The organism is Spirosoma aerolatum (assembly GCF_002056795.1).
Lineage (GTDB): Bacteria > Bacteroidota > Bacteroidia > Cytophagales > Spirosomataceae > Spirosoma > Spirosoma aerolatum.
Window position 1 is genome coordinate 6,503,171 of the sequence record NZ_CP020104.1, and the last position, 20,494, is coordinate 6,523,664.

Annotated in this window: 19 protein-coding genes; 10 read left to right on the plus strand and 9 right to left on the minus strand. The window is 47.8% G+C overall.

Annotated features, from left to right (window positions below; translation table 11 throughout):
- Positions 1-166: 166 nt before the first annotated feature.
- The 4 genes from B5M13_RS27085 to B5M13_RS27100 all read left to right on the plus strand — a co-directional run bounded on the left by B5M13_RS27085 (position 167) and on the right by B5M13_RS27100 (position 4,639).
- On the plus strand, positions 167-559 hold the full coding sequence (locus tag B5M13_RS27085; RefSeq protein ID WP_080058646.1) for a hypothetical protein: 393 nt from the start codon (positions 167-169) through the stop codon (positions 557-559).
- 129 nt (positions 560-688) lie between these two features.
- The gene (locus tag B5M13_RS27090; protein ID WP_080058647.1) at positions 689-2,584 is read left to right on the plus strand and encodes a CocE/NonD family hydrolase; all 1,896 of its coding nucleotides are present in this window, start codon (positions 689-691) and stop codon (positions 2,582-2,584) included.
- 96 nt (positions 2,585-2,680) lie between these two features.
- Positions 2,681-3,784: a vWA domain-containing protein gene (locus B5M13_RS27095; protein ID WP_080058648.1), complete on the plus strand. Its 1,104-nt coding sequence runs from the start codon at positions 2,681-2,683 to the stop codon at positions 3,782-3,784.
- Between the two features lie 168 nt (positions 3,785-3,952).
- Entirely contained in the window at positions 3,953-4,639 is a 687-nt protein-coding gene (locus B5M13_RS27100; RefSeq protein WP_080058649.1) for a uracil-DNA glycosylase family protein, read from the plus strand.
- Positions 4,640-4,708: 69 nt separating this feature from the next.
- Here the strand turns inward: B5M13_RS27100 and B5M13_RS27105 are convergent, their stop codons facing one another.
- On the minus strand, positions 4,709-5,236 hold the full coding sequence (locus tag B5M13_RS27105; RefSeq protein ID WP_080058650.1) for a lipocalin family protein: 528 nt from the start codon (positions 5,234-5,236) through the stop codon (positions 4,709-4,711).
- Between the two features lie 90 nt (positions 5,237-5,326).
- On the minus strand, positions 5,327-5,506 hold the full coding sequence (locus tag B5M13_RS27110) for a hypothetical protein (RefSeq protein ID WP_080058651.1): 180 nt from the start codon (positions 5,504-5,506) through the stop codon (positions 5,327-5,329).
- A gap of 67 nt (positions 5,507-5,573) precedes the next feature.
- Between B5M13_RS27110 and B5M13_RS27115 the strand changes: the two genes are divergently transcribed.
- Both B5M13_RS27115 and B5M13_RS27120 read left to right on the plus strand, forming a co-directional pair.
- Positions 5,574-5,894, plus strand: a complete 321-nt coding sequence (locus B5M13_RS27115) for a heavy metal-binding domain-containing protein (protein ID WP_080058652.1) — start codon at positions 5,574-5,576, stop codon at positions 5,892-5,894.
- Positions 5,895-6,164: 270 nt separating this feature from the next.
- Positions 6,165-6,905, plus strand: coding sequence for an SGNH/GDSL hydrolase family protein (locus B5M13_RS27120; protein ID WP_155297336.1), 741 nt, complete (start codon positions 6,165-6,167; stop codon positions 6,903-6,905).
- Between the two features lie 87 nt (positions 6,906-6,992).
- On the opposite strand, the gene B5M13_RS27125 is transcribed toward B5M13_RS27120, so the two are convergent.
- A complete protein-coding gene (locus B5M13_RS27125; protein WP_080058654.1) occupies positions 6,993-8,525 on the minus strand; it encodes a P-loop NTPase family protein in 1,533 nt (510 codons plus the stop codon).
- Positions 8,526-8,714: 189 nt separating this feature from the next.
- Here B5M13_RS27125 and B5M13_RS27130 point away from each other — a divergent pair, with 189 nt between their 5' ends.
- A complete protein-coding gene (locus B5M13_RS27130) occupies positions 8,715-10,508 on the plus strand; it encodes an IPT/TIG domain-containing protein (RefSeq protein WP_080058655.1) in 1,794 nt (597 codons plus the stop codon).
- Between the two features lie 47 nt (positions 10,509-10,555).
- Here B5M13_RS27130 and B5M13_RS27135 read toward each other — a convergent pair whose 3' ends face one another.
- Positions 10,556-11,503, minus strand: a complete 948-nt coding sequence (locus B5M13_RS27135) for a 2-hydroxyacid dehydrogenase (RefSeq protein WP_080058656.1) — start codon at positions 11,501-11,503, stop codon at positions 10,556-10,558.
- A gap of 167 nt (positions 11,504-11,670) precedes the next feature.
- On the opposite strand from B5M13_RS27135, the gene pdxA reads away from it, so the two are divergent.
- The 3 genes from pdxA to B5M13_RS27150 all read left to right on the plus strand — a co-directional run bounded on the left by pdxA (position 11,671) and on the right by B5M13_RS27150 (position 14,823).
- A complete protein-coding gene (gene pdxA, locus B5M13_RS27140; protein WP_080058657.1) occupies positions 11,671-13,194 on the plus strand; it encodes a 4-hydroxythreonine-4-phosphate dehydrogenase PdxA in 1,524 nt (507 codons plus the stop codon).
- An 89-nt stretch (positions 13,195-13,283) separates the two neighbouring features.
- Positions 13,284-14,171, plus strand: a complete 888-nt coding sequence (locus B5M13_RS27145; protein ID WP_080058658.1) for a YicC/YloC family endoribonuclease — start codon at positions 13,284-13,286, stop codon at positions 14,169-14,171.
- 16 nt (positions 14,172-14,187) lie between these two features.
- A complete protein-coding gene (locus tag B5M13_RS27150) occupies positions 14,188-14,823 on the plus strand; it encodes a DNA-3-methyladenine glycosylase (protein ID WP_155297337.1) in 636 nt (211 codons plus the stop codon).
- Between the two features lie 10 nt (positions 14,824-14,833).
- Here the strand turns inward: B5M13_RS27150 and B5M13_RS27155 are convergent, their stop codons facing one another.
- The 5 genes from B5M13_RS27155 to B5M13_RS27175 all read right to left on the minus strand — a co-directional run bounded on the left by B5M13_RS27155 (position 14,834) and on the right by B5M13_RS27175 (position 20,431).
- Complete coding sequence (locus B5M13_RS27155) at positions 14,834-15,538, minus strand: 2-phosphosulfolactate phosphatase (protein WP_080058660.1); 705 nt, start codon at positions 15,536-15,538, stop codon at positions 14,834-14,836.
- A 121-nt stretch (positions 15,539-15,659) separates the two neighbouring features.
- Positions 15,660-16,751 (minus strand): glycine cleavage system aminomethyltransferase GcvT, encoded by a 1,092-nt coding sequence (gcvT, locus tag B5M13_RS27160; protein WP_080058661.1) that lies wholly within the window; start codon positions 16,749-16,751, stop codon positions 15,660-15,662.
- A 67-nt stretch (positions 16,752-16,818) separates the two neighbouring features.
- Positions 16,819-18,216: a TonB family protein gene (locus B5M13_RS27165; protein WP_170061201.1), complete on the minus strand. Its 1,398-nt coding sequence runs from the start codon at positions 18,214-18,216 to the stop codon at positions 16,819-16,821.
- A 249-nt stretch (positions 18,217-18,465) separates the two neighbouring features.
- The gene (hpf, locus tag B5M13_RS27170) at positions 18,466-18,837 is read right to left on the minus strand and encodes a ribosome hibernation-promoting factor, HPF/YfiA family (RefSeq protein WP_080058663.1); all 372 of its coding nucleotides are present in this window, start codon (positions 18,835-18,837) and stop codon (positions 18,466-18,468) included.
- Positions 18,838-18,976: 139 nt separating this feature from the next.
- Positions 18,977-20,431, minus strand: a complete 1,455-nt coding sequence (locus B5M13_RS27175) for a TonB family protein (protein ID WP_080058664.1) — start codon at positions 20,429-20,431, stop codon at positions 18,977-18,979.
- Positions 20,432-20,494: the final 63 nt, after the last annotated feature.

Consider the following 20,494-nt stretch of genomic DNA (forward strand, 5'->3'; position numbering starts at 1 on the left):
AAAAGCCAAACGCAGATGAATAGCTGGGCCCAAAAGTCATAAGCCATTCAGCATTAAATTTTGATTTAATTCACGGGCAGACGGGCTTTTCGAAAAAACGAAATAAGCCTTCTGAGGTTTAAGGGATTACCCAATAATTCAGTCAACAACAAACCTCAGAAATGCTATGAAAACGATTTGTGCTTCGCTCTTTTTTATGAGCCTATCGGCGACTATAGCGCCTATTTGTTCGGCCAGTCCGGGAATAGGCCAGCCTCGCAATAATCCGATCTATTCAAGTCGTAATTACAAGCAGGTGTATTCTTCCAAATGGCAGGATCAGTCAGCAATTACGAGCACTACCTGGGCTCATTACAATACCAGAATAGCCGATTACAAACATTCAATAGCCGAACCCAATCTGGCCATTGGTAGCTTAGCTTCCAATGCATCGACGAGTAGCCTCGTCAACCGAAATTATAAAACGCAGCATGAGACAACCTGGCAATTATCCCCTACAGCGGAGAACCATCCTGTGAGAAAACACCATAAACATCACCACAATACAGTAGGGAGTTAATGGTTGGTCGTGCAATATGCAAATTCGGTAAGCAGCGTGGCTTTTGAGGCTACGCTGCTTTGTTTTATGGCTATAAATGCGCTAATTCAACCAATTCGATTGCTTCTCTTCTTAACTAACAATGGCTGAATGAAACAGTACTCCTCTTTGACAAGCCTATTACTCACTTTCCTGATCGGTCACATTTGTCTGGCTCAGGCCCCGCAGGAAGACCTTTTCAAAAAACTTCAGGAAATTGCCATCATCGAGCAGAAAGTGATGATGCCCATGCGCGATGGCATCCGGCTCGCTACCGACATTTATCGGCCTAAAACCGATCAAAAAGTCCCAATTATTTTCTCCAAAACGCCTTATAACTTCAACGCCTGGGGCGATGGCGAACAACGGCAAAACTCGTATCAGGCGGCTCTGGATGCCGTAAAACGAGGCTACGCGTATGTTGTTCAGAATGAACGGGGTAAGTTTTTCTCCGAAGGCGAATGGGATATTCTTGGCCCACCAACAACCGATGGGTATGATGCCTTTAGCTGGATGGCCAAACAACCCTGGTCGAATGGGAAGATTGGCACCTACGGCTGCTCATCCACAGCCGAATGGCAAATGGCGGTAGCGGCTCTGGATCACCCAGCACATGCCGCCATGGTTCCGATGGGCTTTGGCGCTGGCGTAGGGCGGGTAGGGTCGTTTTATGAGCAGGGCAACTGGTACCGGGGCGGTGCTCAGCAAATGCTGTTTACAACCTGGCTATATGGTACACAAACTGATTTGTTTGCCCGGCCACTCTTCCCAAAAACCGCTACCAGTGACGACCTAACCCGTGTATCGCGCTTTTATGACTTAGCTCCCGAAATGCCCCGCGTCGATTGGGCGCAAGGCCTGAAGCATTTACCCGTCCAGGACATCATCAAAAATGTGAATGGTCAGAAGGGCGTTTACGAGAAAATGATCGTTCGCAAACCGAACGATCCCGACTGGTATAAAGGGGGGCTATACCATGATAACATGCCGTTTGGCGTGCCGAGTTTCTGGTTTGCTTCCTGGTATGATGTTTCGACTGGGCCAAATCTGGCGCTGTTCAATCACGTTCGAAAAAACGCAACCGATCCACAGGTGCGCGACAATCAGTATTTAGTGATTGCTCCGACCCTGCATTGCGCTTACAAACGCGCCACCGAAAACACCGTAGTAGGCGAACGTAGTGTTGGCGATGCCCGGCTGGACTATGACGGTCTGATTTATGGCTGGTTCGATTATTGGCTCAAAAGCGAAAACAACGATGTATTGAAAAAGACTCCGCACGTCCGCTATTATACGATGGGCTCGAACAAGTGGCAAACGGCCGACACCTGGCCTCCAGCCAATGCTGAACTGACGACCTATTACCTTTCCAGCAACGGACGGGCAAACAGTTTATACGGCGATGGCAAGCTAATCACAAAGCCCCTTGGCAAAGACGAGAAACCCGACGCCTTCACCTACGATCCGATGTATCCGGTGCCATCTTACGGCGGCAATGTCTGCTGCGCGGGTAATTCCGTACAGGGTGGGTCGTTCGATCAGCATCAGATGGAAACCCGCCAGGATATTCTGGTCTATACCACCGAACCGTTTGCCGATGGCATTGAAGTAACGGGATCTATCGAATCGACACTCTATGTTTCGTCTGATGCAAAAGACACCGATTTTACCGTTAAGCTGATTGATGTATACCCCGACGGCAAAGCCTACAATCTGGACGAAACCATACTGCGGGCTCGTTATCGTGAAGGGTTCGACAAAGAAGTCTGGATGGACAAAGGAAAAATTTACAAACTCGCCCTAAGCCCGATGTCGACCAGTAATTATTTTGCACCGGGGCACCGGATTCGGGTTGAAATATCGAGTAGTAACTTTCCCCGATTTGATCGAAACCTCAATACAGGTGGCAATAACTACGACGAAACCAAGGCTGTTGTAGCTCACAATCAAGTGTTCCATTCGGCACAATATCCATCCCAAATTCGTTTACCTATCGTGAAGAAGTAAGACGAACAAATCCGCAAACCATACTGTTCTCTGAACAGCCTATTAGCGCTATTCACACATTCACTCTTTGGCAATTCACTCTTTCGCTCTTTAACAATGAAAGGCTTTCAATTTTCCGACTATATACCTCCTGAGCAGAAAGGAGGCAGCAACTTCGACAAGCTGCTCAACATTTTTCAGCAGCTGCTGCTCATGACCTCCGGTGATGTGGAACAGGCTATGTCGTGGATGAGTCAGCTCGACCGGCAGTATGGCCTTACCGACGATAAGTACGGCATCGGTAACTTCTTCGACGACCTCAAAGAAAAGGGGTATATCACGGAAGAAAACCAGGAAGGCCGCATTGTGATGACGCCAAAGAGTGAGCAAACCATTCGGCGAAGTGCGCTGGAAGAAATCTTCGGTAAGCTCAAACGCTCTAAATCGGGCGGCAATCACAATACGCCCTATACCGGCACTGGCGACGAGCTAAGCAGTGACCTTCGCAGCTACCAGTTTGGTGATACGCTGGAACAGATTTCGATGACCGAATCGATCAAAAACGCGCAGATCAACAGCGGTGTCGAAGAGTTTCGGCTGATGGAGCGCGATCTGGAGGTTACGGAAAAAGAACAGAAAACCCAGACATCGACCGTGCTGATGATCGACATTAGCCACTCGATGATTCTGTACGGCGAAGACCGGATTACACCCGCCAAAAAAGTAGCGTTGGCCCTGGTCGAACTGGTTAAACAGAAGTATCCGAAAGACACGCTCGATATTGTGGTATTTGGCAACGATGCCTGGCAGATTCAGGCGAAAGATCTGCCGTATCTGGAAGTTGGCCCTTATCATACCAACACCGTAGCCGGGCTCGAACTATCGATGGACCTGCTTCGTCGGCGAAAAAACAAGAACAAGCAGATTTTCATGATTACGGACGGGAAACCGACCTGTTTGAAAGAAGGCATCAAATACTACAAAAACTCGTTCGGTCTAGACCGGAAAGTCGTGAGCAAAACCCTGACGCTGGCTGCCCAATGTCGTCGACTGGATATTCCGATTACTACATTCATGATTGCCTCCGACCCCTATCTGAAACAATTCGTGCAGGAATTCACGAAAGTCAATAATGGTCGGGCCTATTATAGTGGCTTACAGGGCCTGGGCAACATGATGTTTGAGGATTTTCAGCGCAACCGCCGGAAGAATATCAAGTAAAGGGCTATCTGATTCAATTCTGTTTGGTAATCTTTCTGTCATTCCGACGATAGGAGGAATCTCAAGCTTGAGTAATAGGCAATTTTGAGATTCCTCCTATCGTCGGAATGACAGCAAACAAAGTCGGGCCTCTACTCCCGACTTTGTTTTTATTCTTCAATACACTCTATGCCAACCTTTGCCGATCAGGCGATTGCCTATTACAATTCCCTTATTGTTCCTACAAATCTTCCGGCTGGGGTGGAGGTTCTGAATCCTTACCAGGCCCCGGATGTACGCCGGATTATTGGGGAATTTTACGGCAAGTTTTTTAACGATAATCAGCCGCGCGTATTTGTTTTAGGCATCAATCCGGGTCGGTTTGGTGCGGGCGTGACCGGCATTTCATTTACCACCCCACAAAACCTGCGTCGCTACTGCCACATTGCCAATACCCTCGCCGACACTCCCGAACTATCCAGCCGATTTATCTATCAGGTTGTAGACGCATTTGGCGGAGCTGAAGCGTTTTATGGACAGTTTTTTCTAACCTCACTGTTTCCTCTTGCCCTGACGAAAAGCGGAAAAAACTATAACTTTTACGACGACCGTATCACCACGGAAGCGCTCTGGCCAATCATTACCGAAACCGTTCGAACCCAGATCGACTTTGGGTGCGACCGCCGGGTGGCCGTATGCCTGGGAAAGAAAAATGAAGCGTATCTGAAACGGTTGAACGACCAGCAAGGCTTTTTCGAACGAATCGTAACCCTCGACCACCCCCGTTATATTTTGCAGTACAGAACAAAAGACGCTCCGCTTTATCTGGAGAAATACATAGCTACCCTGCACGATTGCCTTGTCAATAATCCATAAAAAAGCCGATCGGCGATGAATAGCCGATCGACCGATCCTTGATATACTGATTGCTGAATGAAATCAGTCCTATACCTTCGTTAATTCCATCGTATACGTATACGTCTCATCTTTGCCGTCGCCATCCAGATCTTCAGCTTCCTGGCTCGACAATTTCAATGTGTTACCACTTACCGTTGCCGTATAGACCGATACGTCGGTACCGCTGGTAATCGTCAGTTTAGTCCCGTCCAGTTTCCAGGTTGAATTATCTTCAATTGGATTTACATCATCCATCGACGTGTTGCATTTGGGCCCTGCTTTACCCGTTATTTTACCACCGCTATTGAACGTGACTACCGTAGTGGTCAGGCAATCGACAATATCGCTGCCGCCGGGATATGCTTTGTACAGGCTCAGTAAATCATTTGTCTTCTGACCATTTCCCAGATCGATGGATGGATCAATTTTATACCCTGAAATCCGCCAACTTCCTTCTACGGCCGATGTCGATGGAGTCACATTGGTATCACCACCGTTTTTACAACTACTAAACCACATGGGCAGGGCGAGTACCAGTGCCCATGCCATTAACCGAATTGCATTCATATTTTTCATAGTTCATCAATAATGTTTGGGCCAAAAATAGAAGGGGCTTAAGGCTACAGAAAATCATGTTGAGCAAGCGGTCGAGAATGGGAATAGCGCTTATTGAGCGGTCGAAGGCACAGAACCTATGCCTTTCTCTACTGGCTCAATCAGGCCATCAACCGCTTTCCGGCCGAATGACGGGTCAATGCCTAATAGAAAAATCCAGCCTGAATTTGTAAATAGCGAGTTCCGTTTATAGTAGGCTGGCGTAAACGCAATTGTGTACCAGCCCGCCATAAACTAAAAACCGTATACCGAAGACATTTTATAACTTTACAGTCCAAAACTGTCTTCCCCCTCAACAATGCTAATAACAACTACGCCTAATATTGAACACAAACAGATTACAAAATACATTGGTCTGGTTAATGGTGAAGCCATCATCGGTGCCAACCTCGTAAAAGACTTTTTCACCTCTATAAAAGATGTAGTAGGTGGTCATAGCGGGGCTTATGTACAAGCCCTACGCGAAGCCAAAAGTATCGCGATCAAAGAAATGATCGATCAGGCATCCCGGCTCGGGGCCAACGCCATTATTGGTGTCGATTTGGATTATCAGACGATTGGTAGCAATGGAGCTATGCTTATGGTCAGTGCCAATGGTACGGCTGTGGTTGTCGAATAGTCTGTAACGAGGGTAAAAACCCACCCGGCCCGGTTAAAAATTACACCCCTTAACCACATTAAAAGCAAGCCGATTATAGGTAAATTCTAAAAAGTACTGGGTGCATATAGATTTTACAGAATTCTATACACCCAGTACTTCTATATCTATCGTACCTCTTAAATACGCTATTTGATCTCTTTAATATATATTTAATTATATTTTATAAATCATCTTGCAACGTTGCACAAAATTTGTAGGTAGTGACCTATGTATTTAGCTCACTACGCTATGAAAGTAATCCTTATTGGCGGTTGTCATGTTGGCAACTACGCTATAGCTCCTCATCTTGGCTTTGTCCAAAAATGGACCGAACATTTAGCCTATCTGACAGACGAACCCATCCAAACCCTATGCCATAGCATGGTCAGCCTGAGTCAGGTAGCTGATTTGATTACGCAACACAGGGTCGAACTGATGCAGGCCGACCAGATTGTTCTTCAACTGGGCCATTATGAGCTTTCCTGGCGCAAATGTTTTCGGGAGCTTTTTCAACACCAGCTTTTTTCGCCAACGCCAAAGCCCTATCAGCCCAAACCCTTGCCGAACATTACCGGAACGGCACCGATTCCCTATCAGCAAAAGCTAAAGAATTGGTTCAAAGCGGCCTTCCTGACGCTTTACAAAACCCAGAATAGCCAGCTTCCATATTTAAAGCAATTCGACCAACGGTTGACACAAACCTTGGCTTTATTGGCTCCATACGGAGCTAAAGTAATTGTTATGACACCTTTCCCTAGCTTACACGCTGTAGATCAATGGCTTCGCCGGGAAAGTATTCCTTTTATTTGCAAGTGTGCCCGGCAGAATGGATTTCGGCTGGTCGACACGTTTAGCGCCATTCCCCGGCAAGCGGCTTATTTTCTAGCCGATGGAGCACACCTGAATGCACGGGGCCATGCGATTGTTGCGCTTCTTTTGAGCCAACTACCCGTTTACACAACCCTCCTGGAAGAAATCAATTGTCTATAATCTATACGAAAGGAAAAGGGCGCTACAGGGAATAAAATCACCTGTAAGCGCCCTTTAAACATCGTGATCGATCAGCCAATTACGGTCTTAGTATCGATCGTCATCTTCTTCGTCTTCCTCTTCACCAAAGTTTTGGCCCGGATTAAACATCGAGCCAAGTAGATCTTTGAACGACTGGCCGGTATCCATTGCTTTTTTGCCAACCAGCGAATGTTCTGCCAAACCATGCAGGGCAAACTCCATCATGAACAATTTTTCGGGTTTGCTCAGTCGAGAATGAAACTGGTCGACAACATCGTCCAAGCCATCAATGGTTCGCAGACGAGCCTCATAGTCGCGGTTACTCAGGTCGTTCAGAATGTCCATCGTGTTACCATCGCCAAACCAGTCTGTTATTTTCTTGTACGGATTGCCCCGCTTATCTTTTTTAGCTTTCTCTGGATTGGGGAAATACTGCAAAAACTGATTTCGAATGGCCTTACCAATCAGATTTTGTGCTACAATCACTGGTCCCTCTACTTCCCCTTCATATACCAGTTCGACCTTACCACAAATGGCCGGAACGACCCCGTACAGATCGGCTATGCGCACATACGTATCGCGTTCGCCATTGAGTAACGCCCGGCGCTCAGCCGACGAAAGAAGGTTTTCATAAGCCGAGATAGTCATCCGGGCAGAAACTCCACTTTTCGAGTCAACGTATTCACTCTCACGGGCTTCCAGAGCCACCTGCTCAATCAAATCAGCAATCAGGTCGTTGGTTTTCACCATACCTTTCTGCTCCGTTTTAACAATAGCCTCCTGCATCGTGATCTTCTTCCCGATTTCGATCGACTTCGGATAGTGCGTTACAATCTGCGAGTCGATCCGGTCTTTCAACGGCGTTACAATACTCCCCCGGTTGGTATAATCTTCGGGATTAGCCGTAAACACGAATTGAATATCGAGCGGTAAGCGGAGTTTAAAACCACGTATCTGTATATCGCCCTCCTGCAGAATATTGAACAACGAAACCTGGATACGAGCCTGTAAATCGGGCAATTCGTTAATAACAAAAATACAGCGGTGCGAGCGTGGTATCAGCCCGAAGTGAATCGTCCGTTCGTCGGAATAGGGTAATTTGAGCGTGGCGGCCTTAATCGGGTCCACATCACCAATCAGGTCGGCCACCGACACATCGGGCGTAGCCAGTTTCTCGGTGTAGCGGTCATTGCGATGAAGCCAGTCAATCGGTGTCAGATCGCCTTTTTCGGCAATCAGGTCGACTGAATACCGTGAAATTGGGTTCAGGGGATCATCGTTGAGTTCCGAACCAGCCACCACCGGGATATATTCATCCAGCAAATTAACCATCAGCCGGGCAATCCGGGTTTTAGCCTGTCCACGCAATCCCAGCAAGTTAATATGGTGCATGGATAGAATAGCCCGTTCTACGTCAGGAATTACTGTATCTTCATACCCCCATATACCCGGAAAAACAACTTCCTTTTCCTTGATTCGCTCAATTAAATTTTCCCGCAACTCCTGCTTGATTGAGCGGGACTCATACCCGGCCGCTTTCAGCTCACCGAGTGTAGTAATGGCCAATAGTTTTGATGATTTCAGATTGCGGTAGTTCATTCTGTTTGTAATGGATAATGTATAATGGACAATGTATAATGAAGGTTAGGAGCCGGGTGGTCATTATTCATTTTACATTATTCATTGTTCATTAAGTCTAACAGGCTTTCGAAAGAAATGGTTTTTGGACGCTTAAAATGACTAATTTTACCGATTATACGCGCCGGGAACATAATCCCGTTGCTATCTATGAACTCGACACGAACACGCTTTATTCCCTTTCTTGTACTTATTGGCCTGGTGGGCTGTCGTGTACAAAACAACCCTCCTGAACTTATCAGCATAGCGCCCAAAGAGGCTTTTGTCAGCGATAGTGTTCGATTAAGGGGATATCAGTTTGGCTCCAATCCGGTTGTAACATTTAGTACCTCCAAATCGGTGGTGACGGCTTCTATTCAAAGTTATGACGATAATACGATTCTTGTTCGGGTGCCAACAACCGCACCAAACATAAATCAAGTCAGAGTTCAAACGGATCAGGGCATATCGGACCCCCTCCCCTTTACCGTCAAGCAACCCCCACCGATGCTAACTTCGGTAACACCGACCAACGGGTTGCCAGGGACTGTTGTGACCATTACGGGCAACTTTCTTAATCAGGTTACCCGCATTCGCTTCGATAATATAGACGCGACTGTAAAAGACAGTACGTCAAATCAGCTAACTATCCTTGTACCACCCAACGCTCCGCGTGGCCCATCGGCCCTCGCTGTTGAAACGAAAGGCGGCAATCTAACCGCAAGGTTTATTGTTGCCGGAACCCCACAAATTACCCGGATTAGTCCAACACAGGCTAAAGCAGGAACGGCGCTGGTTGTGCAGGGTAAAAATTTAACCGACGGCGTTCTAAGCATTAATGGGCTCGTTACGGATAAAGCCGTCACAATGGTCACTGATACAGTTATACGCACAACGATCCCAGCTACAGCCACATCCGGTCTGGTATCGGTTCGGGTATTCGAAACCCTCATTGCCAATAGTACCGATTCATTAAAGATTATTCCACAGCCATTTATCACCAATTTACTGGCTCGTGACGGCATTGCCGGGGATAAACTCATCATTCAGGGTCTAAACCTGTTAAGTGTTACAAGCGTGTCGTTTGGCAGTGTGGTAGTCCCTTTCCGAATTCTTAGCAGTACCCAAATTGAGGCCACTGTGCCTGCATTGCCTGCGTCAGGTAACGTCACAATATCGGCCAACAGCGTTGGTGGTACGGCTACGGCTACTGATCCTTTTTTCTTTTATCTACCTCCATCTAATCTGTCTTTAACCCCAGCCCGACAATTAAATGGACGCCCGTTAACTGTTTCGGGCAAAAACCTGTATCGGATTACAGACGTGAAAGTGAGTGGTATCGCAGTCCCCATCACCAGCCGAAATGAAGGCATCGATTTGTTAATTGGCATACCAGACAACGCCGTTAGCGGCCCCATCACGGTAACCAGCCGGGCAGGTTCGGCATCCGTACCACTCGTTATTGTTCAAAAACCAGTAGTGACAAGTCTGCTTCCTGCCAAAGCGAGAGTGGGCGAACGGATCGTATTAAGTGGTGATTTCCTCCAGGATGCGCAGATTTATTTTACAGGTTCAGCCAGTCCGGCGGCCGATGGTGGCAAAAACACCGATACCGAACGTTGGGTACTGGTTCCTGCCGATGCTCAGGTCGGCCCATTGCGGATTGTGAACATAGCGGGCGACGTCACAACAACCAGTTCATTTACCCCCATTCGCCTGGCTACCATCACCGACTTTACACCCAAAAGTGCAACGGTCGGAGCCGAAGTTACTATAACAGGTCAAAATCTATCAACGGTTACCGCCGTTCGATTCAGTGGTGGCAACTCTGCTCCTGCCACGTTCCGTCTGTCGGGTAGTTCGCTTATTGCAACGGTGCCCGCCGGAGCCACCACGGGTCAAATTTGCCTAACTAACGATGCAGGTACAAGTTGCACAAGTTCAAATTTTACAGTAACCAAGTAAACGTAGTGGTAGGTACCAGAATCTGCCGTACCTACCACTACTGATAGCTACCGATTCACGCTGTCAATCAATTGCTTCACGAGTACCTCATTGATTCGCACATAGCTTTCATGGGTCCAGCCAGCAACGTGGGGGGTCAACACGACTCGGTCCGATTGGCGAAGGTAATCGAAGGTAGCCTGTTGATCGGGTGTCAATTTGGCCAGTTTTTCGTTTTCCAGAACATCCAGCGTAGCTCCTCGGATCTTACCACTTTCGAGTCCGCGCACAACGGCCGCCAGCGACACAATTTCGCCCCGAGCTATATTGTTGAGGTAAAATGGTTTGCTAACCTGCCCAATAAACGCATCATTCACCCACATACGGGTTTCATCCGTCAGGGGAATATGTAGACTGATTATGTCCGCTTCAGCCATAACCTGTTCCATTGTTGCTTCTTCGGCAAATGCATCACCGTAGTTGACCAGGAACTTATCGTAAGCCAACACCCTACACCCGAAACCACTCAGCCGTTTAGCCGTGGCACGGCCATTGTTGCCATACCCAATAAGGCCGACGGTCAGGCTCCCGAGTTCGTATCCACGGTTTCCTTCGCGATCCCAGATACCTTGCCGCACCTCTCGGTCAGCTTTAAGAATATTCGCTAACAAGGCCAGAAGCATACCTACCGTATGTTCGGCTACAGCATCCCGGTTTCCGGCACCGGCATGAAATACAGCAATATCTCGCTTTTCGGCAGCCTCCAGATCAATTAAATCCAGACCGGCTCCGGCCCGTCCAATAAACCGTAGATTAGGTGCATGGCTCAACAATTCTTGATCGACCGTAGTTTTGCTTCGGATAATCAAGCCCTCAAAAGGCTCAAGAGCTGTTAGTAAGCCGGCACGGCTGATTTTTGGTTGATAATCATACTGAAAGCCAGCTTCAGTGAGCATGGCAAAAAGCGACGGGTGCATCTCGTCGGCAATGAGAATAGATCGTTGACTCTGGAACATCCGGGGTTATTCGTAACTTGCAGCACGCATTAAGTAATTGACAATGAATAATGGATAATGAACATTGAATAATTGTATGGACAACCCATCCAATTCCTGCATGACTTGCATTATCTATTAGTCATTTTACATTATTCATTAATTCTTGGCGAAACTACAAAAAGTACATGGAACAACGCCAACCTAACGAATCAAACCAACCCCGCACCAACCCATCAAACGGGTCGAAGTCTGATGTACGTCCTGACGAAGCTCAGTCACAGCCATCGACTGAACAACGGCCTGGCCATCAACACCCTAACAACCGTCAGAGCACTCCTTCCCGTGATAATCGTCCTGGGAATAACACGCCCGACACAGACCCAATTAACCGGCCCGAAAGACCTCAAAAGCCTATTCAGAATCAGCGCGAGAATCGGCAACAGAATGGGCGGTCAGACGATCAGCGCCCAAAAAACCAGCAAAATCAACGGGAAAATCGGCACGAAAACCGACAACCCAACTCGAATCAGCGGCCTAATGAAGCCCGGCAGCGCGACGACAATCGACCCAGCCGGGAGCAAACGCCCCCCCTGCCCCGCGTACAGGAATCGCTCCTGGGCGAAGCCACACTGCGTGATCTGAACAACCAGCCAAACCAACCGACCGAACATACCAGTCGTGAAGAACGATTAGTGATTGGCATTTCGTTGGGCGATTACAACGGCATTGGGCCCGAAGTTATTCTGAAGGCGTTGCAATACAACCGATTACAGAAAATTTGCACCCCCGTTATTTACGGTTCCATGCGGATTTTGAACCGATATCGCAATCTGCTCAACTTCAAAGACTGGAATCTGAATGGGGCTCAGTCGATAGGCCAGATCAGCCATAAACTAACCAACGTCATTACGTGCTGGCCCGATCAGAACCAGGATATTCAACCGGGCCGCGTAACCCCTGAAGCGGGTCAGGCTGCGTTTGCCTGTCTGCAACGGGCCGTGGATGACCTGAAAGCGGGTAAGCTGGATGCACTCGTAACGGCCCCCATCAACAAGTACAATATCCAGTCGGAAGAATTTAAATTTCCGGGACATACGGAATACCTGGCTCAGGAATTCGAGGTTCAGGACAATCTGATGTTTATGGTCAGCGGAGCCTTACGCGTTGGGGTTGTAACGGGCCATATTCCGCTGGGGCGAGTTCGTCAGAATATTACGCGGGATCGCATCGCGCAAAAACTTGCCCTGATGATGAAGTCATTACGACAGGATTTTGGCATTGAAAGACCCCGAATTGCTGTGCTGGGCCTTAATCCACATGCTGGAGAAGAAGGCCTGTTGGGCAATGAGGAACAGGAGATTATCAAGCCATTGCTTGCCGATTTACTGGACAAGGGCGAACTGGTGTTTGGCCCCTACCCTGCCGATGGTTTCTTTGGCACGAGAGCATACAAGCATTTCGATGCCGTACTGGCCATGTATCACGATCAGGGACTAATTCCGTTTAAGGCAATTGCCTTTGAAGAAGGGGTCAACTTTACCGCCGGGATGCCCGCCGTCAGAACCTCACCCGATCACGGAACTGCCTACGATATCGCCGGAAAAAACCTTGCCGATGAGACGTCTATGTTACAGGCCATTTATACTGCCATCGACGTAGCCCGACACCGGAAAGAGTTTATTGAATTGGAGGAAGGCGCACTTAAATAAGTTATGGCGTTTACAGTTTTCTGTTTACAATTGGCTGACGCGTCAGCCAATTGTAAACAGAAAACTGTAAACAGAAAACTATACATCGAATGTTAAAATCAATGACTGGCTTCGGCAATGCAACAGTAGAGGCTGGAGGCCTGTCTGTTACAGCTGAAGTTAAAACCCTGAATTCCAAATTTCTGGATATTTACTGCCGAATTCCCCGCCAATTCTCGGATAAGGAAATTGAGCTACGCGCCCTGCTAACCCAGCAACTGGAACGTGGTAAGGTGGAGCTTTCTATCAATCTTACCCGCACGAATGTGGTACGGCCAGGTGTAACCATCAATCGCCCGCTGGTGCAGGCTTACGTCAGCGATTTAAAGGAAACGGCCAATACCATGCTTATGAGTATTCCCGACAGCAACATCCTGCAACTAGCTCTCCAGCAGCCCAATGCGTATCTGACCGAGTCGACCGATCCAGCCGCCGATGCTTCGGACTGGGCAACGGTACAGGCTGCCGTTCAGGAAGCTATTCGCCGTTGCGATGCTTTTCGGAAACAGGATGGAGCCATGCTCGAAGGCAAGTTTCAGGAGTACATTCAGATTATTACCGATCGGCTGGCCGATGTAGAAGAACAGGATGTCCGACGGATTCCGGCCGTACGTGATCGGATGCGCAATTCGGTTAAAGAATTGCTCGACAGCGAAACCTTCGATCAGAATCGGTTTGAGCAGGAATTAGTTTACTACGTCGAGAAGTTCGACATATCGGAAGAAAAAGTCAGGCTCAAAAATCACCTGGCCTATTTCCTTGAGGTTCTGATGGGCGAGGAAGCCAATGGCAAGAAACTGAATTTTATCTCCCAGGAAATTGGCCGTGAAATCAATACCATCGGGTCGAAAGCCAATGACGCTGCCATTCAGCGGCTGGTTGTCCAGATGAAAGATGAACTGGAGAAAATTAAGGAGCAGACAATGAATGTAATTTGATCAACTAAAGATACCCTTGGATACTTTCGACGATACGTTCTACCAATCGCACGATACGCTTACGTTAGCCCAGTTATTACTGGGTTGCGAGCTTGTACATGAATCGACTGAGGGAACAACGGCAGGGGTAATTGTTGAAACGGAAGGGTATTTGACTGGAGATCCGGCCTGTCATGCGTACCGACGGCAAACGGTTCGCAATGCCGCCATGTTTGGCCCTGCCGGTACACTCTATGTCTACCAGATTTACAATCACTACAATTGCATCAACGTCGTGACCGGGCCGCAAGGTATTGGCGAAGCTGTACTGATTCGGGCACTGGAGCCTACTGAAGGCATTGATCTGATGGGACTTCGGCGAAACGAAGCATTCAAAACTGGTTTTGCCCGCTATCGCAACAACGTCCTTGACCCAACTACTGCCCACGGCCAGCGTAATCTGGCGAATGGTCCCAGCAAGCTAACTACTGCCATGGGAATCGACCGGACGCGTGATAATGGGAGATCACTGACAAACGGACCTCTGTATATACGCGGCCCCGTGCTTCACGACTTCGACATGGTTACAACCACGCGTATCGGTATAACCCACGGGGCCGATTTGCCGTATCGATACTATATAAAAGGGAATCCGTTTGTCAGCAAAAAATAATCGGCGACTCCTACATATTTACCAGGGCATTACCTCGCAATACGGGCACAACATCGTACAGATCGTGCTGGAGGCAGTAAGGAATATCTTTTTGGATACCCAATCGCTGAAGTCGGCGGATGTGTGAGGCATTTGCCATGTAGGCCACTAGGTTGTCTTTCCCCTGGGCATAAAGCCGCCAGGCCATAATGGCACTATCTTCGGCCATAGCGTAACTATCTTTCAAGCGGTCGACCAAAGCACCGGCAAAGAGCGTATCTTCCAGATTCACCCGACCCTTCCAGCCTGCACAAAGCACCATAACATCATAGCCCTCGGTTTTGAGGTAGCGTACAATGGCATCCAGATTCAAAAATGAACCCACCAGCACTTTCACCGCCGATCGGGATCGAGTGATGGCCAGCGTACCATTGGTGGTCGTCATAGCGATATTAGCCCCCCGAATCCGTTCGTCCATGTAGGTGAACGGGGAATTGTCCAGCTCAAAGCCGTCTACCTTACGGGCATTGCGTTCGGCAGCGGCCAGATAGCCGCGCTCCTGTAATTCCTTACATTCCTCGACCGTAGCGACGGGAATAATGCTGTTGACACCATACGCAAAGGCTGTCACCATGCACGAAGTAGCCCGAAATACATCTGCCACTACCACGATGGTATTTTCAACCGTGTGCAGATGGAGTAAATCGGGGGTAAAGCAAACGTCAATTTGTTTCATATTGTCTGAACCGGGATTTTATGATTTAACTGACCGACCTTGACTGACTTTCTTGGAAAGCTTTTTACACAATCAAGGTCGGTCAGTTAAATCATAAAATCCCGCCGGACCGCCGGAGCGGTCATTTTTTAACGAAGGGGAGTTTAACGACCTGAGCTTTGAGGAGCCGGTCGCGGACTTTTACGAATATCTGGGTGCCGGGTTTACTAAAAGCCGTTTTGATGTAGCCTAAGCCAATGCCTTTGCTCAGCGTAGGCGATTGCGTACCCGACGTTACTTCGCCGATTGGGTTGCCATCAGCATCGGCCAATTCATAATGGCTACGGGGTACACCCCGATCAATCAATTCAAATCCGACGAGTCTGCGTGGAACACCCTGTTCTTTCTGTTCTTTCAGCACGTCGGCATCAATGAAGGGGTGTGTAAACTTGGTAACCCAGCCCAGTCCCGCTTCAATGGGTGATGTTTCGTCGGTAATGTCGTTACCGTAGAGGCAGTAGCCCATTTCGAGCCGGAGCGTATCACGGGCCCCCAGACCAATTGGCTTGATACCGAAGGGTTCTCCAGCTTGCATAATGGCGTTCCAGACTGATTCAGCCTGATGGCTGGACACATAAATTTCGAATCCACCCGCACCCGTATAGCCCGTTGCCGATATAATCACATTGGCGCATCCGGCAAAATCGGCTTTCTCAAAGGTATAATACTCCATCAAAGCCAGATCAACTTTTGTCAGTGACTGTAAGGCTTCAGCGGCTTTTGGCCCTTGTACGGCAAACAAACAGGTACCGTCGGAGATATTAGTCATTGTAACGGCATAATCCGATGCATATTGACTGATCCAGTTCCAGTCTTTCTCGATGTTGGATGCATTCACAACGAGCATATACTCCTGATCGCTAATCCGATAAACCAGTAAATCATCCACTACACCACCCCGACCGTTGGGCAGGTAGCTATATTGCACTTTACCGTCATACAGAATACTGGCATCATTGGCCGATACGCGCTGAATCAGATCCAGGGCACCGTCGCCTTTGAGCACAAACTCGCCCATGTGTGAGACATCGAAGATCCCGACGCCATTGCGTACGGTATTATGTTCTTCCAGATCGGAGGAATAGCGAACGGGCATTTCGTAACCCGCAAACGGTACGATTTTCGCACCTAACTGCTGATGAATATGATGGAGAGGAATTTGCTTGAGCGACATGTGCGCGGAGGTTATCCGGCAAATTTACGAACAGATCACGGGTTTTACCGAAACTTCTTACGCGAAGTCAGTCTAGGTTGAAATTAATCGGCAAGTAATACTTTACCTGAACCTTCTTTCCTCGTTGTATACCAGGTATCCAGCGACCACTCATTTTCTTTACAACGCGCAGAGCTTCACGGTCCAGATCGGCTCGAATGCTTTGAGTAACCACGTAGTCACACAGTGTACCATCTGTGCAAACGACAAAACTGACCACCACCTGACCACTAACCCGATCTTTTTGTGCACTGATTGGATACGACAGATTCCGGTCCAGAAATTGCTTAAGTGCTGGCATCCCCCCCGAAAATATTGGATGACGGTCCTCTAGTTCGTACAACGTAGTATCCTGCCCAGCTACACAGGATTTTCCAGTTAGTAAAACACCTTTATCATAGTTCTCTTCGTAAAAATAGGAGCCATCGGCATAAATTCCTGTCCACGTACCTTGTTTAAGATAATCCTGATAATGCCCCTGCTCGACAAGCAATGTCTCACGATTTTTATTGGTATACGATTTTACGCTCCGATAATACTGTGCCCATCCAGTACCATTTCTGACTAACTGCCGCCCTGCACTATCCCAAAAAGCAGTTACTTTATCAATCTCCGACGTTTCAAGAACGTCCCCCATGACGAGTTCCTGAACCTGCTGAATCTGCCCATTAGCATACCAGGACAAAATTACCTGTTTATCATCGCCGTAATCATGCTTTTTAGCAACAGCCCCATTCGGATGATACGCAATTTGGGGGCCAGCTAATTTGCCAATCTTATAATTAGCTTCACTCAGCAGCTTTCCTGTAGCATCTACCGTACAGATGGAGCCATTTAATTTTAACAATGCCTGCTGATGCCCAATCGTATACGTAGGCCTACCAAACGAATCAGGCTGTTCATTTAATCTATGTACTAGTGAATCACGGGCATACTCTTCCCATTTCATATTGGCTAACTTATACAGAACAAGATCACCAGAAGGGACACCATTCGTATCCACTGGATTAACCTCTTTGAATTTCACTCGCTCATTACTATCTGGAAGCACAATAAGGTCGGCATCCTGATAGGTGATGACTTCGCCATGTATATACCTCAAGGGCACATTAGGCTTAAATATAATGGGCATACTTACTTGCTGATGTACAACTTCCCCTCGCTTTTTAGCGGGTTTCCAGGCATTAAAGAGCTTGAATACCCGCATAGCTTCACGATCACAATCGGGTCGGAAGTTTTTCGTAATCCGCACATCCGATATATGTCCATTCGTCCCAACAACCCCGGTAAGAACAACAATACCACCCGCACCAGATACCTGTGCAGTTATAGGCTTTCTCAGATTTGCCATAAGAAAGGTATTGAACGCACCCAAGCCTCCCCGTGGCTGTGCCGCACTATCGACCTCAAAAGGTTGATAGATCATTGGTTGAGCTAGTAATACGGATCGATAAAAAAACAGAAAGAAAAGCAGACGGTATTGCATAAACAAAAACAGGATAAGTATACGCAAAGTATATAATTACCACTTTACCGCCAAACTTTCCTTCATGTGTCTCTATCAGATCCTAGCCTACAGGTTACCCTTTCTCGGCATAACTAACTAGTATGCTCTATACATAGAATCGCCCGACCTTTACCTGAAAGACCGGGCGATAACTTATAATTCATCAAATCAGACTAAACTAGCCGGGTCGATTTCGTCGAGATTAGCCCGGTTGGCATTCGTATGGTTACCGAAGCGTTTCTCCAGTTGACGTTGTAATTTCCCAACTACGCTGTGGATCAACGCATACCAGTTATCGCCCGATTCGTCAGCATATACATCATTGCCGGGCACACCATATTTAATACCCACATGCTTCTCGTTGCTTCGCTGGTTAGGTTCCACTTTTAAATACACATCGGCCGTAATAACATCGCCCTTGTAGAATCGCTGAAGTTTCGACAGCGCATCCAGTACCGAAACCCGGAGATCGTCGGTTAATGTAAATCCTACGGCCTCAATATCCAGTCGTACATTATCTAAACTCTGGTCTTGTTGCATAACTTGCTTCGTTTACGTTGAGTAATCTGTTGGGTAAATACCAACGCTTTTTTTATAAATCCCAGCGCCTGTATTTTGTTTTAAATCCAACTAGTTTACCAGAGTCAGTGGAGTAGGTCCTTTGTGGTAATACCCTGACTTACTGAAGCGAAAAATTGATTGGCAGGTTGTATTTTACTTTAATGTTTTGCCCACGCTGTGCTCCTGGTACCCAACGACCACTCGATGCTTTTACCACGCGAACGGCCTCTTCATCGGTTCCGAAGCCAATACCTTTCAGCACCTCAACGTCTTCTACCTCCCCCTCCTTATTGATGACAAAGCTGATAAATACCCGTCCCTGCACTTTGGCTCGCTGGGCAGCGGGCGGGTAATGTAGGTTTTGACTCAAAAATTGCCCAAGTGCAGGCATACCACCTCTAAATTCAGGCAATTGCTCAGGAACGGAATACTGTACCGTATCTTTTCCAATCGTTCGGGCCTTTCCTTTCTGACAAATCCCTTTGTCATAGATTTCCTCATAGAAATAAGAGCCATCGGCATAACGCCCTATCCAGACGCCCTGTTTCAGTCGGTTCTGATAAGTCCCCTGTTCAATAAACGATGTCTGTTTGGTCGTGTCGGCGTAAGAACGAACGGTTTCTCTGAATACAGCCAATCCGTTACCGTCTCTAACCTGTTGATTCCCTGTACTATCCCAATAGGCTGACAAGCGCTCTGGATTCCTGGTACCCAGTGGTGCAGAACTATCAATTTCCCGTACCAGTTTAATTTGTCCAGTTGTATACCAGGCCGTTATCATTCGTTTGGTATCGGCTTCGTCACTCTTTTCAGCCACCAGGCCATTGGGATAATACGTGATGCGGGGCCCTTTTGGTCGCCCGTGCTCGTAATACGTCTGTTCAAGAAGTCGCCCATCGCTGGTCAGGCTAAAGGTCATCCCCTGCCATAAGCGCTCAGCATCCTGATAACCAATTCGATATGTCCGCTGCTTCAACTTGCTCCCCGACTCGTATTTCTCACGGACAAAGGGCAATCGACGTTCTACTTTCCAGCTCTTTCCCCTTAGTCTGTAAAGCACTATATCGTCAGAAGGCAAACCGTTTGTATCGAGCGGGATAACCTGTCGAAAAGCCGCCTGTGTGCTATCGGTTATAAGCTTATCGGCATTATCGAAATAACTGATGCGATTACCGCTAATATATGTAAACGGCTCATTCGCCTTGAATACGATGGGCATATTAACGATCTGCCGAACGGGCTTACCACCTTTACTGGCTGGTTTCCAGGCTTTAAACAGGCTAAGTACCCGTATAGCTTCCCGGTCACAATCAGGTCGAAGGCTTGTTAAGACTTTTATATCCGACACGCTACCGTCAGTTTCAACAACGCCTGTCAGCATAACCCGGCCACCAATACCGAGCGCTTCGGCCTGTATGGGTTTACGCAGATTGGTCTGTAGGAAGACATTAAAATAAGCCTGCCCACCCCGAGGTTCGGCTACCGAATCGACTTCGAATAATTGATAAGGCGTTTGCTGGGCAAACAGCAGCGAAGAACAACCAATCAGAAAGAACAGGGCCAGATAACGCATAAAAAGATGTGGTTATGATATGTGCAAACTATACAATCGGCACATTTTCACCAAACTTTCCTT